This is a genomic window from Streptomyces sp. NPDC096311, assembly GCF_044763085.1.
Lineage (GTDB): Bacteria > Actinomycetota > Actinomycetes > Streptomycetales > Streptomycetaceae > Streptomyces.
The window spans coordinates 71,691-88,737 of sequence record NZ_JBIWFN010000021.1; the positions used below are offsets into that span (position 1 = coordinate 71,691).

The 17,047-nt window shown below is 70.0% G+C and carries 13 protein-coding genes and 1 riboswitch; of the genes, 7 read left to right on the plus strand and 6 right to left on the minus strand.

Annotation, left to right across the window (positions count from 1 at the left end):
• Positions 1-19 precede the first annotated feature (19 nt).
• The 3 genes from ACIRA5_RS40720 to ACIRA5_RS40730 form a co-directional block, all read right to left on the minus strand.
• Positions 20-784, minus strand: a complete 765-nt coding sequence (locus tag ACIRA5_RS40720; protein ID WP_403699787.1) for a M23 family metallopeptidase — start codon at positions 782-784, stop codon at positions 20-22.
• A 12-nt stretch (positions 785-796) separates the two neighbouring features.
• A riboswitch (cyclic di-AMP (ydaO/yuaA leader) is annotated at positions 797-957 on the minus strand.
• Between the two features lie 299 nt (positions 958-1,256).
• Positions 1,257-2,645, minus strand: coding sequence for a M16 family metallopeptidase (locus ACIRA5_RS40725; protein WP_403699790.1), 1,389 nt, complete (start codon positions 2,643-2,645; stop codon positions 1,257-1,259).
• Positions 2,642-3,982, minus strand: a complete 1,341-nt coding sequence (locus ACIRA5_RS40730) for a M16 family metallopeptidase (RefSeq protein WP_403699793.1) — start codon at positions 3,980-3,982, stop codon at positions 2,642-2,644. The genes ACIRA5_RS40725 and ACIRA5_RS40730 overlap by 4 nt, the downstream gene beginning before the upstream one ends.
• 279 nt (positions 3,983-4,261) lie before the next feature.
• On the opposite strand from ACIRA5_RS40730, the gene ACIRA5_RS40735 reads away from it, so the two are divergent.
• Positions 4,262-6,721, plus strand: a complete 2,460-nt coding sequence (locus tag ACIRA5_RS40735; protein ID WP_403699796.1) for a DNA topoisomerase (ATP-hydrolyzing) subunit A — start codon at positions 4,262-4,264, stop codon at positions 6,719-6,721.
• A gap of 1 nt (position 6,722) precedes the next feature.
• On the opposite strand, the gene ACIRA5_RS40740 is transcribed toward ACIRA5_RS40735, so the two are convergent.
• Entirely contained in the window at positions 6,723-7,832 is a 1,110-nt protein-coding gene (locus ACIRA5_RS40740; protein ID WP_403700011.1) for a CobW family GTP-binding protein, read from the minus strand.
• Positions 7,833-8,269: 437 nt separating this feature from the next.
• Here ACIRA5_RS40740 and ACIRA5_RS40745 point away from each other — a divergent pair, with 437 nt between their 5' ends.
• Both ACIRA5_RS40745 and ACIRA5_RS40750 read left to right on the plus strand, forming a co-directional pair.
• The gene (locus ACIRA5_RS40745) at positions 8,270-8,776 is read left to right on the plus strand and encodes a DUF6082 family protein (RefSeq protein ID WP_403699799.1); all 507 of its coding nucleotides are present in this window, start codon (positions 8,270-8,272) and stop codon (positions 8,774-8,776) included.
• Positions 8,777-9,138: 362 nt separating this feature from the next.
• Complete coding sequence (locus ACIRA5_RS40750; protein WP_054229908.1) at positions 9,139-9,375, plus strand: hypothetical protein; 237 nt, start codon at positions 9,139-9,141, stop codon at positions 9,373-9,375.
• 166 nt (positions 9,376-9,541) lie between these two features.
• On the opposite strand, the gene ACIRA5_RS40755 is transcribed toward ACIRA5_RS40750, so the two are convergent.
• A complete protein-coding gene (locus tag ACIRA5_RS40755; protein ID WP_403699802.1) occupies positions 9,542-10,732 on the minus strand; it encodes a citrate synthase in 1,191 nt (396 codons plus the stop codon).
• 98 nt (positions 10,733-10,830) lie between these two features.
• Here ACIRA5_RS40755 and ACIRA5_RS40760 point away from each other — a divergent pair, with 98 nt between their 5' ends.
• From ACIRA5_RS40760 to ACIRA5_RS40775, 4 genes are all read left to right on the plus strand, one after another.
• Positions 10,831-12,126 carry a citrate synthase gene (locus tag ACIRA5_RS40760; RefSeq protein ID WP_403699805.1) on the plus strand — a complete coding sequence of 432 codons (1,296 nt, stop codon included), beginning with the start codon at positions 10,831-10,833 and terminating at the stop codon, positions 12,124-12,126.
• 99 nt (positions 12,127-12,225) lie between these two features.
• Positions 12,226-13,170: a sucrase ferredoxin gene (locus ACIRA5_RS40765; RefSeq protein WP_403699808.1), complete on the plus strand. Its 945-nt coding sequence runs from the start codon at positions 12,226-12,228 to the stop codon at positions 13,168-13,170.
• Between the two features lie 119 nt (positions 13,171-13,289).
• Positions 13,290-15,089 (plus strand): ATP-binding protein, encoded by a 1,800-nt coding sequence (locus ACIRA5_RS40770; RefSeq protein WP_403699811.1) that lies wholly within the window; start codon positions 13,290-13,292, stop codon positions 15,087-15,089.
• Positions 15,086-15,766, plus strand: a complete 681-nt coding sequence (locus ACIRA5_RS40775) for a response regulator (RefSeq protein WP_403699814.1) — start codon at positions 15,086-15,088, stop codon at positions 15,764-15,766. The genes ACIRA5_RS40770 and ACIRA5_RS40775 overlap by 4 nt, the downstream gene beginning before the upstream one ends.
• 130 nt (positions 15,767-15,896) lie before the next feature.
• On the opposite strand, the gene ACIRA5_RS40780 is transcribed toward ACIRA5_RS40775, so the two are convergent.
• On the minus strand, positions 15,897-16,961 hold the full coding sequence (locus tag ACIRA5_RS40780; protein WP_403699817.1) for an ABC transporter substrate-binding protein: 1,065 nt from the start codon (positions 16,959-16,961) through the stop codon (positions 15,897-15,899).
• Positions 16,962-17,047: the final 86 nt, after the last annotated feature.

Consider the following 17,047-nt stretch of genomic DNA (forward strand, 5'->3'; position numbering starts at 1 on the left):
CGTTCGGGGTGTGCGAGCGTCAGACGTTCACGCCGTGCGAGCGGAGATAGGCGACCGGGTCCATGTCGGAGCCGTACTCCGCCGTCGTGCGCGCCTCGAAGTGGAGGTGCGGCCCGGTGGTGTTCCCGGTGGAGCCGGAGAGGCCGATCTGCTGGCCCGGGGTGACCGTCTGCCCCACGGAGACACCGATGGACGACAGGTGGCCGTACATCGTGTAGGTGCCGTCGTGCATCTTCAGGACGATCTGGTTGCCGTACGCGCCACCCCAGCCCGCCGTGACGACCGTGCCGGAGCCGACCGCGTGGACGGAGGTCCCGGAGGCGGCGTGGAAGTCGACGCCCGTGTGGCTGCCGGAGGACCAGAGGCTGCCGCCGGTCTTGTAGCCGGTGGAGATGTACGAGCCGGTGATCGGCAGGACGAAGGTGTTGAGGCGCTTGCGCTCGGCGGCGCGGGCGGCGCGCTCCTTGGCCTCGCGCTCCTTCTTCGCCTCCTGGGCGGCCTTCTTGCGCGCGGCTTCTTCGGCCTTCTTGCGCGCGGCGGCCTCGTCGGCGGCGCGCTGTTGGGCGGCGGCCTGCGCGTCGATCTGGGCGGCGACGTTGTCGCCGAGGGTGACGGCCTGGGTCAGCCCGGTCTGCTCGACGGAGGCGTCCGCGGCGAGTGCCGGGGCGGCCAGGGTTCCGATGACACCGGTGGTGGTGAGCGCGGCGACGCCGACGGCGTTCGTGGTGGAGCGCTTCACGCGGCTCGGACGGCGGTGTTTCCCGGGGCCACAGGTGAACGCCATGTAGGAGCTGATCCTTTCCTTCCCTCTCGCCTACCGGGTTAGCTGACGGGTTCGGAGCAGGAAGGTCTCCTACGGACCCCCTCCAGGGAGGGCGTCCGATTCACCCCAGGGACTACGTGTGGGTCCCCGGCTCCCCTGGCTCGCGCCGTACGGGGACTCGGCGATGACTGTCCGGTGCCGCGGGCGCGGCGCACTGCCTGACGAACAGCCGCACCGACGCTAGACGGGGCGTCTTTCAATCAACAAACGGATCACGGCTTTTGTAGTGCATGCCACAGGGCAGACGGGCAACCTCCCTACCAATACGGACATCTTGGGGACGAAGCCCGAGCGAGAACCCGAGCGGAAATCCGATCAAAAAGGGGCCCGGGCGACTCTTCAGTCACCCGGGCCCCACGGAGTCACGCTCTTGCGCTCCGCGTGCGGTTCGGCTTACCGCCCGTCCCCACTGAGCGGCAGCTCCGCTGAACCTCTACTCCGCCGAAACGACGGTCACTTCACCGATTCCGAGGGCCTTGACGGGCTCCTGGATCTGCGCGGCGTCGCCGACGAGGACGGTCACCAGACGGTCCACCGGGAAGGCGCTCACGGCGGCCGCGGTGGCCTCCACGGTGCCGGTCGCGGCGAGCTGCTGGTACAGCGTCGCCTGGTAGTCGTCCGGCAGGTACTGCTCGACCTGGTCCGCGAGCGTGCCCGCGACGGCCGCCGCGGTCTCGAACTTGAGGGGCGCCACCCCCACCAGGTTCTGTACGGCGACGTCGCGCTCGGCGTCCGTCAGGCCCTCTGCGGCGAGGGTGCGCAGCACCTTCCAGAGGTCGTCGAGCGCCGGGCCGGTGTTCGGGGTGTCCACGGAGCCGCTGATGGCGAGCATCGCGATACCGGTTCCGTCCGGCGCGGCGCGCAGGACCTGGCCGAACGCCCGCACACCGTAGGTGTAGCCCTTTTCCTCGCGCAGGACGCGGTCCAGGCGCGAGGTGAGGGTGCCGCCGAGGCAGTACGTGCCGAGCACCTGGGCGGGCCACACACGGTCGTGCCGGTCGGCGCCGACACGGCCGATGAGCAGCTGCGTCTGGACCGCGCCGGGGCGGTCCACGATGATCACACGGCCGGTGTCGTCGGCGGCCACCGACGGCACGGGGCGCGGCTCGGCGGACGAACCAGTCCAGTCGCCGAGCGTCTCGGCGAGCAGCGCGTCGAGGTCGACGCCGGTCAGGTCGCCGACGATCACGGCGGCCGACGTGGCGGGACGTACGTGCTTGTCGAAGAAGGCGCGTACGGCCGCCGAGTCGATCTTCTGGACGGTCTCCTCTGTGCCCTGGCGCGGGCGCGACATGCGCGAGGTCGCCGGGAACAGCTCCTTGGAGAGCTCCTTGGCGGCACGCCGGGCCGGGTTGGCCGTCTCGTGCGGGATCTCGTCGAGCCGGTTGCGCACCAGCCGCTCGACCTCACTGTCCGCGAACGCCGGTGCCCTCAGGGCGTCGGCGAGCAGCCCGAGCGCCTTGGGCAGGCGCGAGACGGGCACTTCGAGCGACAGCCGTACGCCGGGGTGGTCGGCGTGCGCGTCGAGGGTGGCGCCGCAGCGCTCCAGCTCGGCGGCGAACTCCTCGGCGGAGAGCTTGTCGGTGCCCTCGGAGAAGGCGCGCGCCATGATCGTGGCGACGCCGTCGAGGCCCGCGGGCTCGGCCTCCAGCGGCGCGGCGAGCAGCACCTCGACGGCGACGACCTGCTGGCCGGGGCGGTGGCAGCGCAGCACGGTCAGGCCGTTGTCCAGCGTGCCGCGCTCGGGCGCCGGGAAGGCCCAGGGCTTGGGCTGGCCCGCCTGGGGCTGCGGGTGGAAGTCCATGGTGGCGAGCTCGCTCACTTCGCCGCCTCCTCGTCCTCTTCGGTGGTGTCGGCAGCGACCGGCTCGTACACGAGCACCGCGCGGTTGTCGGGTCGCAGGCGGGCCTTTGCGACCTCCTTGACCTCCTCGGCCGTGATGTCCAGGACGCGCTGTACGGCCGTCAGGGCGAGCTGCGGGTCGCCGAACAGGACGGCGTACCGGCACAGTTCGTCGGCGCGGCCGGCGACCGTGCCGAGCCGGTCCAGCCACTCGCGCTCCAACTGGGCCTGGGCGCGCTCCATCTCCTCGTCCGTGGGGCCCTCCTCGGCGAACCGGGCGAGCTCCGCGTCGACGGCGGACTCGATCACCGGGACCTCGACGTCACCGGACGTCTTCACGTCCAGCCAGCCCAGGGAGGGCGCTCCGGCGAGCCGCAGCAGGCCGAACCCGGCCGCGACGGCGGTGCGGTCGCGGCGTACGAGCCGGTTGTAGAGCCGGGACGACTCGCCGCCGCCGAGGATGGTGAGCGCCACGTCGGCCGCGTCGGCCGCGCGCGTGCCGTCCTCCGGGAGCCGGTAGGCAGCCATCAGGGCGCGCGCCGGGACCTCCTCCTCGACGACCTCGCGCAGCTGCTCGCCGATGACCTCGGGCAGCGAACCGTCGCGCGGGGCGGGCTTGCCGTCGTGCCCGGGGATGGAGCCGAAGTACTTCTCGATCCAGGCGAGCGTCTGCCGCGGGTCGATGTCCCCGACCACGGAGAGCACCGCGTTGTTCGGCGCGTAGTAGGTGCGGAAGAAGGCGCGGGCGTCCTCCAGGGTCGCCGCGTCCAGGTCCGCCATCGACCCGATCGGGGTGTGGTGGTACGGGTGGCCCTCGGGGTAGGCGAGCGCGGTCAGCTTCTCGAAGGCGGTGCCGTAGGGCACGTTGTCGTAACGCTGGCGGCGCTCGTTCTTGACGACGTCCCGCTGGTTCTCCATGGACTCGTCGTCGAGCGCGGCCAGCAGGGAGCCCATGCGGTCGGCCTCCAGCCAGAGGGCGAGCTCCAGCTGGTGGGCGGGCATCGTCTCGAAGTAGTTGGTGCGCTCGAAGCTGGTCGTTCCGTTCAGGGAGCCGCCCGCGCCCTGCACCAGTTCGAAGTGGCCGTTGCCCTTCACCTGGCCGGAGCCCTGGAACATCAGGTGCTCGAAAAGGTGAGCAAGGCCGGTACGGCCCTTGACCTCGTGCCGTGAGCCGACGTCGTACCAGAGGCACACCGCCGCGACCGGGGTCAGATGGTCCTCGGAGAGCACCACGCGCAGGCCGTTGGCCAGGCGGTGCTCGGTCGCTGTCAGGCCGCCGGAGCCTGCTTCAGCTGTGGCCGTGTGACCCATGGGCATGTACGTCCCTTCGATCGCGGAAACTGCAGAATTCCTGCCGGTCCTGCCACTGTATGCAAGCGCGCCGACAGGTGGCGAAGTTCCCGCACCTCGTACGCCGAGAGCGAGAATTCCTGAGGTGGGAGGCCGGACTTCCGTTCACCGTGAGCGAGCGGAACGGGGCTCCGTGGAGCCTCTATGGACGGGTCGCGGTCGGCGTTGTCAGTGCGGCGGTCCACAATGGTGCGCGTCAGAACCCGTTCATGCCCCGGCAGAGACTGTGAAGGAGCCGCAGCAGCGATGGCCCGCCGCAGCACGAAGACCCCGCCGCCCGACGACTCGTACGAGGAGAAGATCCTCGACATCGACGTCGTGGACGAGATGCAGGGCTCCTTCCTCGAATACGCGTACTCGGTCATCTACTCGCGAGCCCTGCCGGATGCCCGTGACGGCCTCAAGCCCGTGCACCGCCGCATCGTGTACCAGATGAACGAGATGGGGCTGCGCCCCGACCGCGGCTATGTGAAGTGCGCCCGCGTCGTCGGCGAGGTCATGGGTAAGCTCCACCCGCACGGCGACGCGTCGATCTACGACGCACTCGTGCGCCTGGCCCAGCCGTTCTCCATGCGCCTGCCGCTGGTCGACGGCCACGGCAACTTCGGTTCGCTCGGTAATGACGACCCGCCGGCCGCCATGCGTTACACCGAGTGCCGGATGGCCGACGCCACGTCACTGATGACCGAGTCCATCGACGAGGACACGGTCGATTTCACGCCGAACTACGACGGCCAGGAGCAGGAGCCCGACGTCCTCCCGGCGGCGTACCCGAACCTGCTGGTCAACGGCTCGTCCGGGATCGCCGTCGGTATGGCGACGAACATGCCGCCGCACAACCTCGGCGAGGTCATCGCGGCCGCCCGCCACCTGATCCGCTATCCGGGCGCCGACCTGGACACGCTGATGAAGTACGTGCCGGGCCCCGACCTGCCGACGGGCGGCCGTATCGTCGGCCTGACCGGGATCAGGGACGCCTACGAGTCGGGCCGCGGCACCTTCAAGATCCGCGCCACGGTGTCGGTGGAGGACGTCACGGCGCGCCGCAAGGGCCTCGTCGTCACCGAACTGCCCTTCACCGTCGGCCCGGAGAAGGTGATCAGCAAGATCAAGGACCTGGTCAACGCCAAGAAGCTCCAGGGCATCGCCGACGTCAAAGACCTCACCGACCGCTCGCACGGACTGCGCCTGGTCATCGAGATCAAGAACGGCTTCGTACCGGAAGCGGTCCTGGAGCAGCTCTACAAGCTGACGCCGATGGAGGAGTCCTTCGGCATCAACAACGTGGCGTTGGTGGACGGTCAGCCGCTCACCCTGGGCCTCAAGGAGCTCCTCGAGGTCTATCTCGACCACCGCTTCAACGTCGTGCGCCGCCGCAGTGAGTTCCGCCGCGGCAAGAAGCGCGACCGGCTCCACCTGGTCGAGGGCCTTCTCGTCGCCCTCCTGGACATCGACGAGGTCATCCGCCTCATCCGCTCCAGCGACAACTCGGCGCAGGCGAAGGAGCGCCTGATCGAGCACTTCTCCCTCTCCGAGATCCAGACGCAGTACATCCTGGACACGCCGCTGCGCCGCCTGACCAGGTTCGACCGCATCGAGCTGGAGTCGGAGCGCGACCGGCTCAACGGCGAGATCGACGAGCTGACCGGCATCCTCGACTCGGACGCCGAGCTGCGCAAGCTGGTCTCCGGAGAACTGGCCGCGGTCGCCAAGAAGTTCGGCACCGACCGGCGCACGGTGCTTCTGGAGTCCGCGGGCACCCCCGCCGCGACGGTCTCGCTCCAGGTGGCCGACGACCCGTGCCGGGTGCTGCTGTCCTCGACGGGTCTGCTGGCCCGTACGGCCAACGGCGGCCCCTTCGGGGAGGCCGAGGACGCCAAGCGCACCAAACACGACCTGATCGTCTCGGCGGTGCCGGCGACGGCCCGCGGCGAGATCGGGGCGGTCACGTCCTCGGGCCGCCTGCTCCGGCTGAACGTGATCGACCTGCCGCAGCTGCCGGAGACGGCGTCGGCGCCCAACCTCTCCGGAGGCGCGCCGATCGCGGAGTTCCTGTCCTCCCTGGAGCCGGACGAGACAGTGGTCTGTCTGACGACGCTCGACGAGTCCTCGCCCGGCCTGGCGATCGGCACCGAACAGGGCGTCGTGAAGCGTGTGGTCCCCGACTACCCCTCGAACAAGGAGGAGTTGGAGGTCATCACCCTCAAGGACGGCGACCGGATTGTCGGCGCGGTCGAACTGCGCACCGGCGAGGAGGACCTGGTCTTCATCACCGACGACGCCCAGCTGCTGCGCTACCAGGCTTCGCAGGTCCGCCCGCAGGGCCGGGCGGCGGGCGGCATGACGGGCATCAAGCTCACCGAGAGCGCGAAGGTGATCTCCTTCACCGCGGTCGACCCGGCGGTGGACGCGGTGGTCTTCACGGTGGCGGGCTCGCGCGGCACGCTGGACGACTCCGTCCAGACCACGGCCAAGCTGACGCCCTTCGACCAGTACCCGCGCAAGGGCCGCGCCACCGGTGGCGTGCGCTGCCAGCGGTTCCTGAAGGGCGAGGACTGCCTCTCACTGGCCTGGGCGGGCGCGCTCCCGGCCCGGGCCGCGCAGAAGAACGGCACACCGGCCGAACTGCCGGAGATCGACCCGCGCCGTGACGGCTCGGGAGTGTCGCTGGCGAAGACGGTGTCGGTGGTGGCGGGCCCGGTGTAGATCAACCGGCTTCTTCGAGACCGCCGGGCTCCTCGTCCTGTACGTAGCGGTCCTGTACGTAGCGGAGGACGCCCCACATGCTGTGTTCGTCGGCGTGGGGGGCGTCCTTTTCGCACGCCTCCAACTCCTTGGTGAGAGCCGAGGTGTCGATGCCGGAGCCGATCAGCACGAGCTGGGTGAGGCGCGGCTCGGCAGAAGCCCAGGGCTCCGGGTAGAAGCGCAGAAACCGTCCGACGGCATGCACGGCGTACCGGTTGTCCCGGTCCTGGGCGCCGAAATCGACGTAGCCCTTGATGCGGTAGAGCCCCTCGGGCCTGCTGTCGAGGAAGTCCATCAACTCCCGTGGACCGAGCGGCACTTCGGAGCTGAAGGAGAGGGATTCGTAGGCGGAGTGCAGGTGGTCGTGGTGCCCCTGGGAACCACTCTCGTCGTGCCGGTGGAGGTCGTCGAAGGACAGCTGCCCGATGCGCTCCTCGCTCGGCCTGCAGTCGAAGAGGAACTCGGGATCGACGCGGCCGTAGACGGCGGGCACGACGGCGGCCCGGTCGACAAGCCCGCGTACGGTGCGCAGCACGCGCTCGCCGTCCTCGGCTCGGTCGATCTTGTTGACGACGACGAGGTCGGCGAGGGCGAGATGCCGGTCGATCTCGGGATGCTTCTCGCGCGTACCGTCGAACTCGGCCGCGTCGACCACCTCGACGAGCCCGCCGTAGACGATCCGCGGATGCTCACTGGCCAGCACCATCCGCACGAGCTCCTGGGGCTCGGCGAGGCCGCTCGCCTCGATGACGATGACGTCGATACCGGCCGAGGGCCGGGTCAGCCGCTCGAGATACTCGTCGAGCTCACTGGCGTCGACAGCGCAGCACAGGCATCCGTTCCCCAGCGAGACGGTGGAGTCCCCCAGCGCCCCGGCCACGGCCATCGCATCGATCTCGATCGCCCCGAAGTCGTTGACGACGGCGCCGATGCGGCTGCCTCCGCTGCGGTGCAGGAGGTGGTTGAGCAGGGTGGTCTTGCCTGAGCCGAGGAAGCCGGCGAGGACGAGGACCGGGATCTGCCGGGCGGAAGTTCCGTCGACGTGGACCTGGTCACCGGCGGTCTGGTCGATGGGGACCTGGCCTGAGGTCTGGTCGGTCAGGGCCTGACCTGAGGCCTGATCGATCGGGACCTGCTGCGTGCTGGGCTGGCTCAACGGGCGACCTCTTTCACACCGACGCGTGCTCCGGCTCATGAACCGGCTCTTGGACGAGGACGGCTCGTAGACCGGCGCTCGTACGGGGAATGGCTGCCGACCAAGGATACGAGCGGGAGGAATCCCCGCGAAGTGAACGATTGTTAGCGGCGCTCGCGGGGCACACGTTGGACATGGCGCCGGGAAACGCGACCCGCACTTCCCTCCGTGCGCCTCCTCTCCGCCTCCCCGCCGATCAGAGCCGCTCGGCAAAACTGGGAGACGGCAAGCGCGCCGCCCACCGCTCGCCGGTCCGCTCCCTGTCGCCCCACAACCGACGACCGGCGGAACGGTCGCCTGATTCGGGGGTTGACATGGCCACACAGAATTCCGCGATACGGAGGCTTGGCTCAGGTGCCTGGGCCAAGCTCGCCCTCGCAGCCAACGCCGTCGCGGAACGCAGCTCACGGCAGCGCAGGCGCGCCGTGCTCACCGAGCAGCACCGGCTCCATTTCGATCTGTTGTGCAAGGCCATGGACGATCCCGCCCTCGCCGCGGTCCTGAACACGTACGAGACGGAGATCAGCTCCGAGGAGCAGCGGCAGTACCTCTTCGCCAACGCGCTCTACATCAACGCCCTGTATTTCCACCGGATCGGGGCTCTGACGCGTGCGGAGCTGCATGGCCACTTCCGCATCATGTGCCAGAACCAGATCTTCCGGGCGTACTGGGTGGCGACGGAGCACCACCGCAAGAGCCTGCCCGACTCCTCCAAAGAGGCCGAACTGGGCCGGATGATGGAGAGCCTGATCCAGGATCAGACTGATTCCGACACCGACGAATGGTGGGTTGTGGGAGAGCCGGACGAAGAAGCGCAGTGACTTCTCGCGGCTTCCCTGCGGACTCCTCACGCCGCACGGTACCCGCGTTCGCGGGGTACATCCCTCGCACGCGGGGCGCGCGCCGTCGGCCACCCCGATGCGCACGTATCACCCTAATGCCACTTTTCGTCAAGGGGGGATGCCGAATTTCACTCGACTGCTTGTTGTTGCTTCGCGCACCATGGGCAACAGAAGCCGCTAAATTGTCGCCTGGCCAGATTTCCGGCCACTCCGACGAACACCCCTGCGCTCGGAGACACCTTTGCCTCCGACGACCATCTCCGCTCGGAGCCAGCCACGCTCCGAGGACCCCACAGCTCGGAGACACCCATCAGTCCGAGCCATAAGGTTGGTACCACTCCGTGAAAATCGTGCGACGTGTCGGGGCTACACCACGCGAGCGCGGCAGCGCCACTGGCCAGTCGTGCCCCGACATCTTCGAGCTCAGTGACGGCAGCTTCGCTGTCATCGGGCGCGAGGCCACCAAGGAACTCGACCCCGAGCTTCCGCCCGACGCCGCACGAGCCGACTATGAGCGGATCGTCATCATCACGCGCGAGACCCTGCTCCGCGCGAAGAAGGACATCCCTGATGCTTGACGTCACCGCCGCCGGGAACTGTTCCAGGAATTGATCCAGGCACGGCTCCAGGAACCGGCCACGGGCAACTGAAGGTCGCAGTTCCGCCCGGTACCCCTTGGGCCACGACGTCCAGGCCCGGCATCGACGTGATGCCGGGCCCTTCATGTGTCACGGCACTGGATCGTCAGCCGGCCACCGGTTCAGCCACCGGCACCGCCACCGGCGGAACCGGCCCCACATACCGTGCCGCCGGACGGATGATCTTCGGGTCCTCCGCCTGTTCCAGGATGTTGGCGCTCCAGCCGACGACACGGGCCGCGGCGAAGGTGGGGGTGAACATCTCCCGTGGGAGACCGCACAGTTCCATGACCACGCCCGCGTAGAACTCCACGTTGGTGTGGAGTTCGCGGCCGGGCTTCAGCTCGGCCAGGATCGCCTCCACCCGGTGTTCGACCTCGACGGCGAAATCGACCAGAGAACCGCCGAACTGCTGGGCGATACCGCGGAGCATGCGGGAGCGGGGGTCCTCGGTGCGGTACACCGCGTGTCCGAAGCCCATGATGCGATCGCCCGCGAGGACTCGTTCACGGATCCAGGAGTCGATGCGGTCGGAGGTACCGATCGCATCGAGGGTGTCCAGGGCCCGGCTCGGCGCACCGCCGTGCAGCGGGCCCGAAAGCGCCCCGACCGCGCCGACCAGGCACGCGGCCACATCCGCCCCCGTCGACGCGATCACCCGCGCGGTGAAGGTTGACGCATTGAATCCGTGATCAATGGTTGATATCAAGTACTGCTCGACCGCCCGGGCCCGCGCCGGGTCCGGCACCGAGCCCGTCAGCATGTAGAGGTAGTTCGCTGCATACGGCAAGTCGTCACGCGGTTCCACCGGCTCCAGTCCCCGCCCGAGCCGATACAGCGCGGTGAGCAGCGTCGGCACCGCCGCGCACGCCGCGAGCGTGTCCGCGCGACGCCCGTCGACGTCGATGTCGTACACAGGCCGGAACCCCAACGACGCGCCGAGCAGCGACAACGCGGTCCGCAGTCCCGCGAGCGGTCCGGATGCTCCGGTCGCCGCGGCGATCGCCGGCAGCGCCGCGCGCACCTCGGCCGGCAGCCCACGCAGTGCCGCGGTCCGCGCGGCGAAGGCGGAACCGCGCGCCGCGTCCGGCAGTTCACCGTGGACCAGTAGATGCCAGACGTCCTCGAACCCACGGGTCTGCGCGAGTTCGACGGCCGAGTACTGGCGGTAGTGGTAAAAGCCCTCCCGCCCCCTGACGTCACCCAGTGCGGTGTCGGTGACGACGACGCCCGAGAGTCCTCTCGGTACATCGACAGGGGTGAGGGACGGTGCGGTCGCGGCCCGGTTGATCTGCATACTTTCCTCCCTGAACTTGATTCGACTGTCCACGCTTGACTGCATCCGTGTCAATATTGATTGAATCAATATCGCGATACACGGATACGGTGGCGTCCATGAGGGATCAAGAACCGGCAGGGTCGACGCATGAAGGACACGAAGGACCTGGAGGCCGCGGAGGCCACGAAGGCCGGCGGCTCAGCACCAGGGAGACCGCCGAGCTGCTCGGCGTGAAGCCCGAGACCGTGTACGCGTATGTGAGCCGCGGTCAGCTCAGCAGCCGACGCGACCCCGGAGGTCGCGGCAGCACCTTCGACGCCAGGGAGGTGGAAACGCTCGCCCGGCGCAACAGGCGGGATTCCAGTGGGAGTTCGAGCACCGGCGGCGAGCTGTCCGTCCGCACCCGCATCACTCTCATCGACAAGGACCGGTACTACTACCGAGGCGTCGACGCGACCGAACTGGCCGCGCGTCACTCCTACGAAGAGATCGCCGAATGGCTGTGGACCGGAGAGCTGCGCCCCGGTGTCACGTTCACCGCCCCCGAGGCGTCCGTCACCGCCGCCCGCCGCGCCGTGGACGCGCTGCCCGAGCACAGCGGGCCCACGGACCGGCTCCGGGTCGCCGCGATCGCCGCCTCGGCCGCCGATCCGCTGCGCTTCGACCTCTCGCAGAGCGCCGTCCTCGGCACCGCGCGCACCCTCATCCCCACCCTCGTCGCCGCCCTCCCGCCTCTGCGTCACGACCACCGCGACGAAGGCCCGCTGGCCCACCGGCTGTGGGGACGCCTCACCGGCCGGACTCCCGACGAGGCGTCACTGCGTGTGCTGGACACGGCACTCGGCCTGCTCGTCGACCACGACCTGGCCGCCTCGACGCTCGCGGTGCGGGTCGCCGCCTCGGCACGGGCTCACCCGTACGCCGCCGTCTCGGCGGGCCTCGGCGTGCTCGAAGGCCCCCTGCACGGCGCGGCCAGCGGCCTCGCCCACCGGCTGCTCCTCGACGTTCTCGACCAGGGCACCGCGGCCCCCGTGGTCGCCGACGAGCTGCGCGCCGGGCGCCGTGTCCCCGGGCTCGGCCACCGGCTCTACTCCGGCGAGGACCCACGCGCACGTGCCCTGTTCGCCCTCCTGGGGGAGGTCCCGGGCGCGGCGCCCGCCCTGGCGGCGGCCCGGGACATCGTGACCACCACCGCCCGGCACACTCCCCTGCACGCCAATGTCGACCTGGCGCTGGCCGTCCTCACGGTCTCCTCCGGCATGTCCGCCTCCGCCGGGGAGACGGTTTTCGCCGTCGCCCGAACAGCGGGATGGATCGCCCACACCCTGGAGGAGTACGAGGAACGCCCGCTGCGCATGCGCCCGAGCGGCCACTACGTAGGAGCGCGACCGCCGCAACCGCTCCCCAAGTGAGCCCCGGTGCACCCCACAGCACTCCGAATGCGCCCAAAGTGCGCCCCCATACACACGGTCGGAAGTCACCCTGGGCGAAGTCAGGTTAGGCTCACCTCTGTGAGTACGTGCACGACCGCGTCCCGGGACCTCGACGAGCCCCTCGCGGGGACCGCGGCGACCGCGAGGACATGGCTGCTCCTCGAACAGCCGGGCCCCTGGGGTGCCAAGGCGCTCACGTCGAGCCACCTGGACCCGGCGCTCGGCCGAGCGCTCGAAACCGCGGCCCAGGACACCGGGGTGCGGATCGCGCTCATCCGCCGCCCCGGGCGGCACGCCGACTGCGGTACGCCCGCCGAGCGCCAGGTGTACGCGGCTCACACCACCCCGGGCAACGTGTGGCTGCACAGCGCCACGACGTGCGCTCCCGAGCGGTTGCTCGACCTGGACTTCACCGCGCTCGGCAAGGGAGACCCGCGCACCTTCGACGCGGCTCTCCAGGGTCGGCGCCACACGGGCGACCCGCTCGCGCTCGTGTGCACCAACGGCAAGCGCGACCGCTGCTGCGCGCTCCTGGGCCGCCCCCTCGCGGCGGAACTCGCCGCCTCGGGCGTGGCGGGCGCGTGGGAGGTCACCCACCTCGGCGGTCACCGCTTCTCTCCCACCCTGCTCGTCCTGCCGTACGGATACGCCTACGGGCGGGCCGAGGCCCACGCGGTCAAGGAGATCCTCCAGGGCGTGCGGGAGGGCCGCGTCGTCACGGAGGGCTGCCGGGGCAACTCGGCGTGGGAGCGACCCGGGCAGGCGGCGGAGCTGGCCGTACGCAGGGCCTGCGGAGAGCACGCCACGGAAGCCCTCGGCGTCGTCCGCACAGACGGCGCGGCGCCGCGCTGGGAGGTGACCGTCGCCCACACCGACGGGCGCCTGTGGCGCGTCATCGTCGCGCAGGGCGCCTCACTGCCGCCCCGCCCGGAGAGCTGCGGCTCGGTGCTGGGATCCCCGGCCCGGATGGACGTGGTGGCCGTACGGGAGATGCCCCGGGCCACGATCCCCGTAGCCTGCTGACCAGGACTCCTGAGCAAGCCGGCCCGTACCCGCCGACCACGGCCTCCCCACACGCCGCTCGAGAGATCCACGCCACACTCCCTTCGGCCCGGCGCGCGCTCCCCCGTACCGTCATGGGTATGAGCCCCACTCCCCCCGCACGACGACTGCGCCTCGGTCTGCCGCGGCGGGCGTTCTCTCAGGTGCTGCTGATGCAGGTGGCGATAGCCGCCGGTGTCGCCGTGCTCGTGACGGGACTGTTCCTCGCCCCGCTCAGCGCCCAGCTCGACAACGAGGCCATGCGCCGGGCGCTCGCGATCGCACAGACCACGGCGGCCCAGCCCCAGATCGCCAGGGACCTGCAGACGACCCTGCCGTCCGTGAAGGGTCCCGTGCAGGTCGCTGCGGAACGGATCCGCAAGGCCAGCGGGGCCGAGTACGTCGTGGTGATGAACACGCACTGGGTGCGCTGGTCGCACAAGGACACCTCGCAGATCGGCGGGGTCGTCTCGACCGACCCCCGCCGGGCCCTGGCCGGCAAGGACGTCATGGAGATCGACAGCGGCACGCTGGGGCGCTCGGCCCGCGGCAAGGTACCGCTGCGCGACGCTGACGGGCACATCATCGGCGCGGTCTCGGTGGGCATCGAGTACGACAGTGTGCGCGCCCGGCTGATCCACGCGATCCCGGGACTCCTCGCGTATGCGGGCGGGGCTCTGGCCGTCGGCGCGTTCGCCGCGTATCTGCTCTCCCGACGGGTCCAGCGGCAGACCCGTGACCTGGCCTTCTCCGACATCTCGGCGTTGCTCGCGGAGCGCGAGGCGATGCTGCACGGCATTCGGGAGGGCGTCATCGCTCTGGACCGTGTCGGCCGCGTACGGCTCCTCAACGACGAGGCGCAGCGCCTGCTCGGGCTCGACGCGGAGGCCATCGGGCAGCCGCTCGACGACGTGCTCGGGCCGGGCCGCACGACCGATGTGCTGGCCGGACGGGTCACCGGCACGGATCTGCTGACAGTGCGCGGTCAGCGCGTCCTGGTCGCCAACCGCATGCCGACCGACGACGGCGGCGCCGTGGCCACCCTGCGCGACCGCACGGAACTGGAGCAGCTGGGACGTGAACTCGACTCGACCCACGGGCTGATCGACGCCCTGCGCGCGCAGGACCACGAGCACGCCAACAGGATGCACACGGTCCTGGGGCTGCTGGAGCTGGAGATGTACGACGACGCCGTGGAGTTCGTCGGCGAGGTGGTCGGCGACCACAGGGTCACGGCGGAACAGGTCACCGAGAAGATCCACGACCCGTTGCTGGCCGCCCTGCTGGTCGGCAAGGCCACGGTGGCGGCCGAACGCGGGGTGGCTCTCTGGGTCGCGGACGGGACCCAGCTGCCCGACCGGCTGGTCGACTCGCGGGGGCTGGTCACCGTCGTGGGCAATCTGGTCGACAACGCGCTCGACGCCGTCGCGGGCACCCCGCACGCGCGTGTGGAGGTCGAATTGCGCGCCGAGGGACGCACGGCCGTGCTGCGCGTACGGGACACCGGGCCCGGAATTCCGGCGGAGCGGCGGGAACTGATCTTCACGGAAGGGTGGTCCACGAAGAAGCCACCCGCGCACGGCAAACGCGGACTCGGGCTCTCCCTGGTGCGCCGGCTCGCCGAGCGGCAAGGAGGCAGCGCGGAGGCGGCGGAGGCCGACGGAGGGGGCGCGGAGTTCACGGTCGTACTGCCGGAAGCGCTCGCGGAGGCCGGTCTCGGACCGGCGGAAGGCCTGGTGCCGACTGAAACCCTGGTGCCGACTGCAGGCCTCATGGCGGGCCCGGAGGGCGAACCCGGCCGCGGGCCCGCACCGGAACTCGTACGACAGCCGGACACGTTCTCCCAGGACACCACCGGCGCCACCGCCGCCAACACGACCGCCGAGGAGGAGTCGCGATGATCGAGGTCCTGGTCGTGGACGACGACACACGGGTCGCGCGGGTCAACGCCGCGTACGTCGACAAGGTGCCCGGCTTCCGTGTCGCCGGCGAGGCACACAGCGCCGCCGAGGCGCTGCACGGGATAGAGACGCTGCCCCACCTGGACCTGATCCTGATGGACCACTACCTGCCCGACGAGACGGGCCTCGCGGTCGTCCAGGAGATGCGGCGGCGAGGCCACCAGACCGACGTCATCATGGTGACCGCGGCCCGCGACATCTCGACCGTCCAGGCGGCCATGCGGCAGGGCGCCCTGCAATACCTGGTCAAACCGTTCGCGTTCGCGGGCCTGCGCGCCAAGCTGGAGGCGTACGCGGGTCTGCGCCGCACGCTCGACGGCGGCGGCGAGGCCGAACAGGCCCAGGTGGACCGGATTTTCGGCGCCCTGTCGGCGAGTGCGGAGCCGGACCTGCCCAAAGGGCACTCCCCCACGACCGCGGAGCTCGTCCGGCGGGCCCTGGTGACCGCCGAGGGGCCGCTGTCGGCCCAGGAGATCGCCGAGGAGACCGGACTGAGCCGACAGACCGCCCAGCGCTATCTGAAGCTCCTGGAGCGCACGGGACGGGCCAGGCTGACCCTCAAATACGGCGACGCGGGCCGCCCGGAGCACCGCTACGTCTGGGCGACCCGCGCCTGAGGGCACGGCCGAAGAGAAGGAGATCCCGAAGGCGGGGCCACGGGGCGGGGGGGAAGAGGCCCTGGCCCCGCACCGGGCCCGTGGCGGCCTTCGTTTCTCCGCCTGCGGTGGCCCTCAGTGGCCTTCTTCCTCAGCCGGTGACGGCCTTCTTCACGAACTCCGTGGTGTACGTCTTACTCAGGTCCACCTTGGCGTTCTTGATGTTGGGGTTGAACGCCTTGAGCACCTTCTCGACGGTCTCGGGGCCGTCCACGGGCATCACGCCGTCCTTGGTGAACATCGGCAGCGTGCTCTGGATGGCGGTCGCGTAGAGCGTCTTGTTTCCCTGGGAATAGTCGGCGGGCATCTTGGCGGCGATCTCGGAGGCGCTGTGGGTGGACATCCACTTGAGGGTCTTCACGAAGGCGTTGGCCAGCTTCTGGACCGTCTCCTTGTGGCCGTTCACCCAGTCCGTCTGCATGTAGAGGCTGGACGAGGGATACGGTCCGCCGAGCGCCTCCTGCGAACCACTCGGCGTGCGCATGTCGATGAGCACCTTGCCGAGGCCCTTCTGCAGGACCGTGGCGACAGTCGGGTCCGTCGTCATGCCGCCGTCGATGGCCCCCTTCTGGAGCGCCGAGACGAAGGTCGGACCCGCGCCGACGGCGACCGGCGCGAACTCGCTGACCTTCACACCGTTCTTGACCGCGAGGTACTTGGTGAGGAAGTCGGTGGAGGAACCGAGCCCGGTGACGCCGAGCTTCTTGCCCTTGAAGTCCTTGGGCGAGGTGATGTCGTCCGCTCGCTTGCTGGAGACGATCTCCACCTCACCGGGCGCGTGCGAGAACTGCACGACGGACTCCACGGCCTTGCCCTTGGTCTGCAGGTCGAGCGTGTGGTCGTAGAAGCCGACGGCTCCCTGAACCTGTCCGGACACGAGTGCGGTCTCCGCCTGCACACCAGCCGGCTCACTGAGGAGTTCGACATTCAAACCCTCGTCGTTGAAGTAGCCGAGCCGCTGCGTGAGCATCGCCGGCATGTAGATGACCTTGTCCAGGCCACCGACCATGATCTTGACGTGCTCCCCCTTGCCGCCGCCCCCGTTGCTGCCGGAGTCGGCGGTGGTGGAGGCCGCGTCGTCGGCGCAGGCGGTGAGCGAGGAGAGGGCGAGCAGACCGGCGGCTGCCAGCGCGGAGTATCTGGCGGTCTTGCGCATGATGGGTCACGTCCTTGTGAGAGGGCAGTGCGGGAAAAGGGGTGCCCTGGGGAGCGTTGAGCGGAAAGGAAGCACCCTGGAAAGCG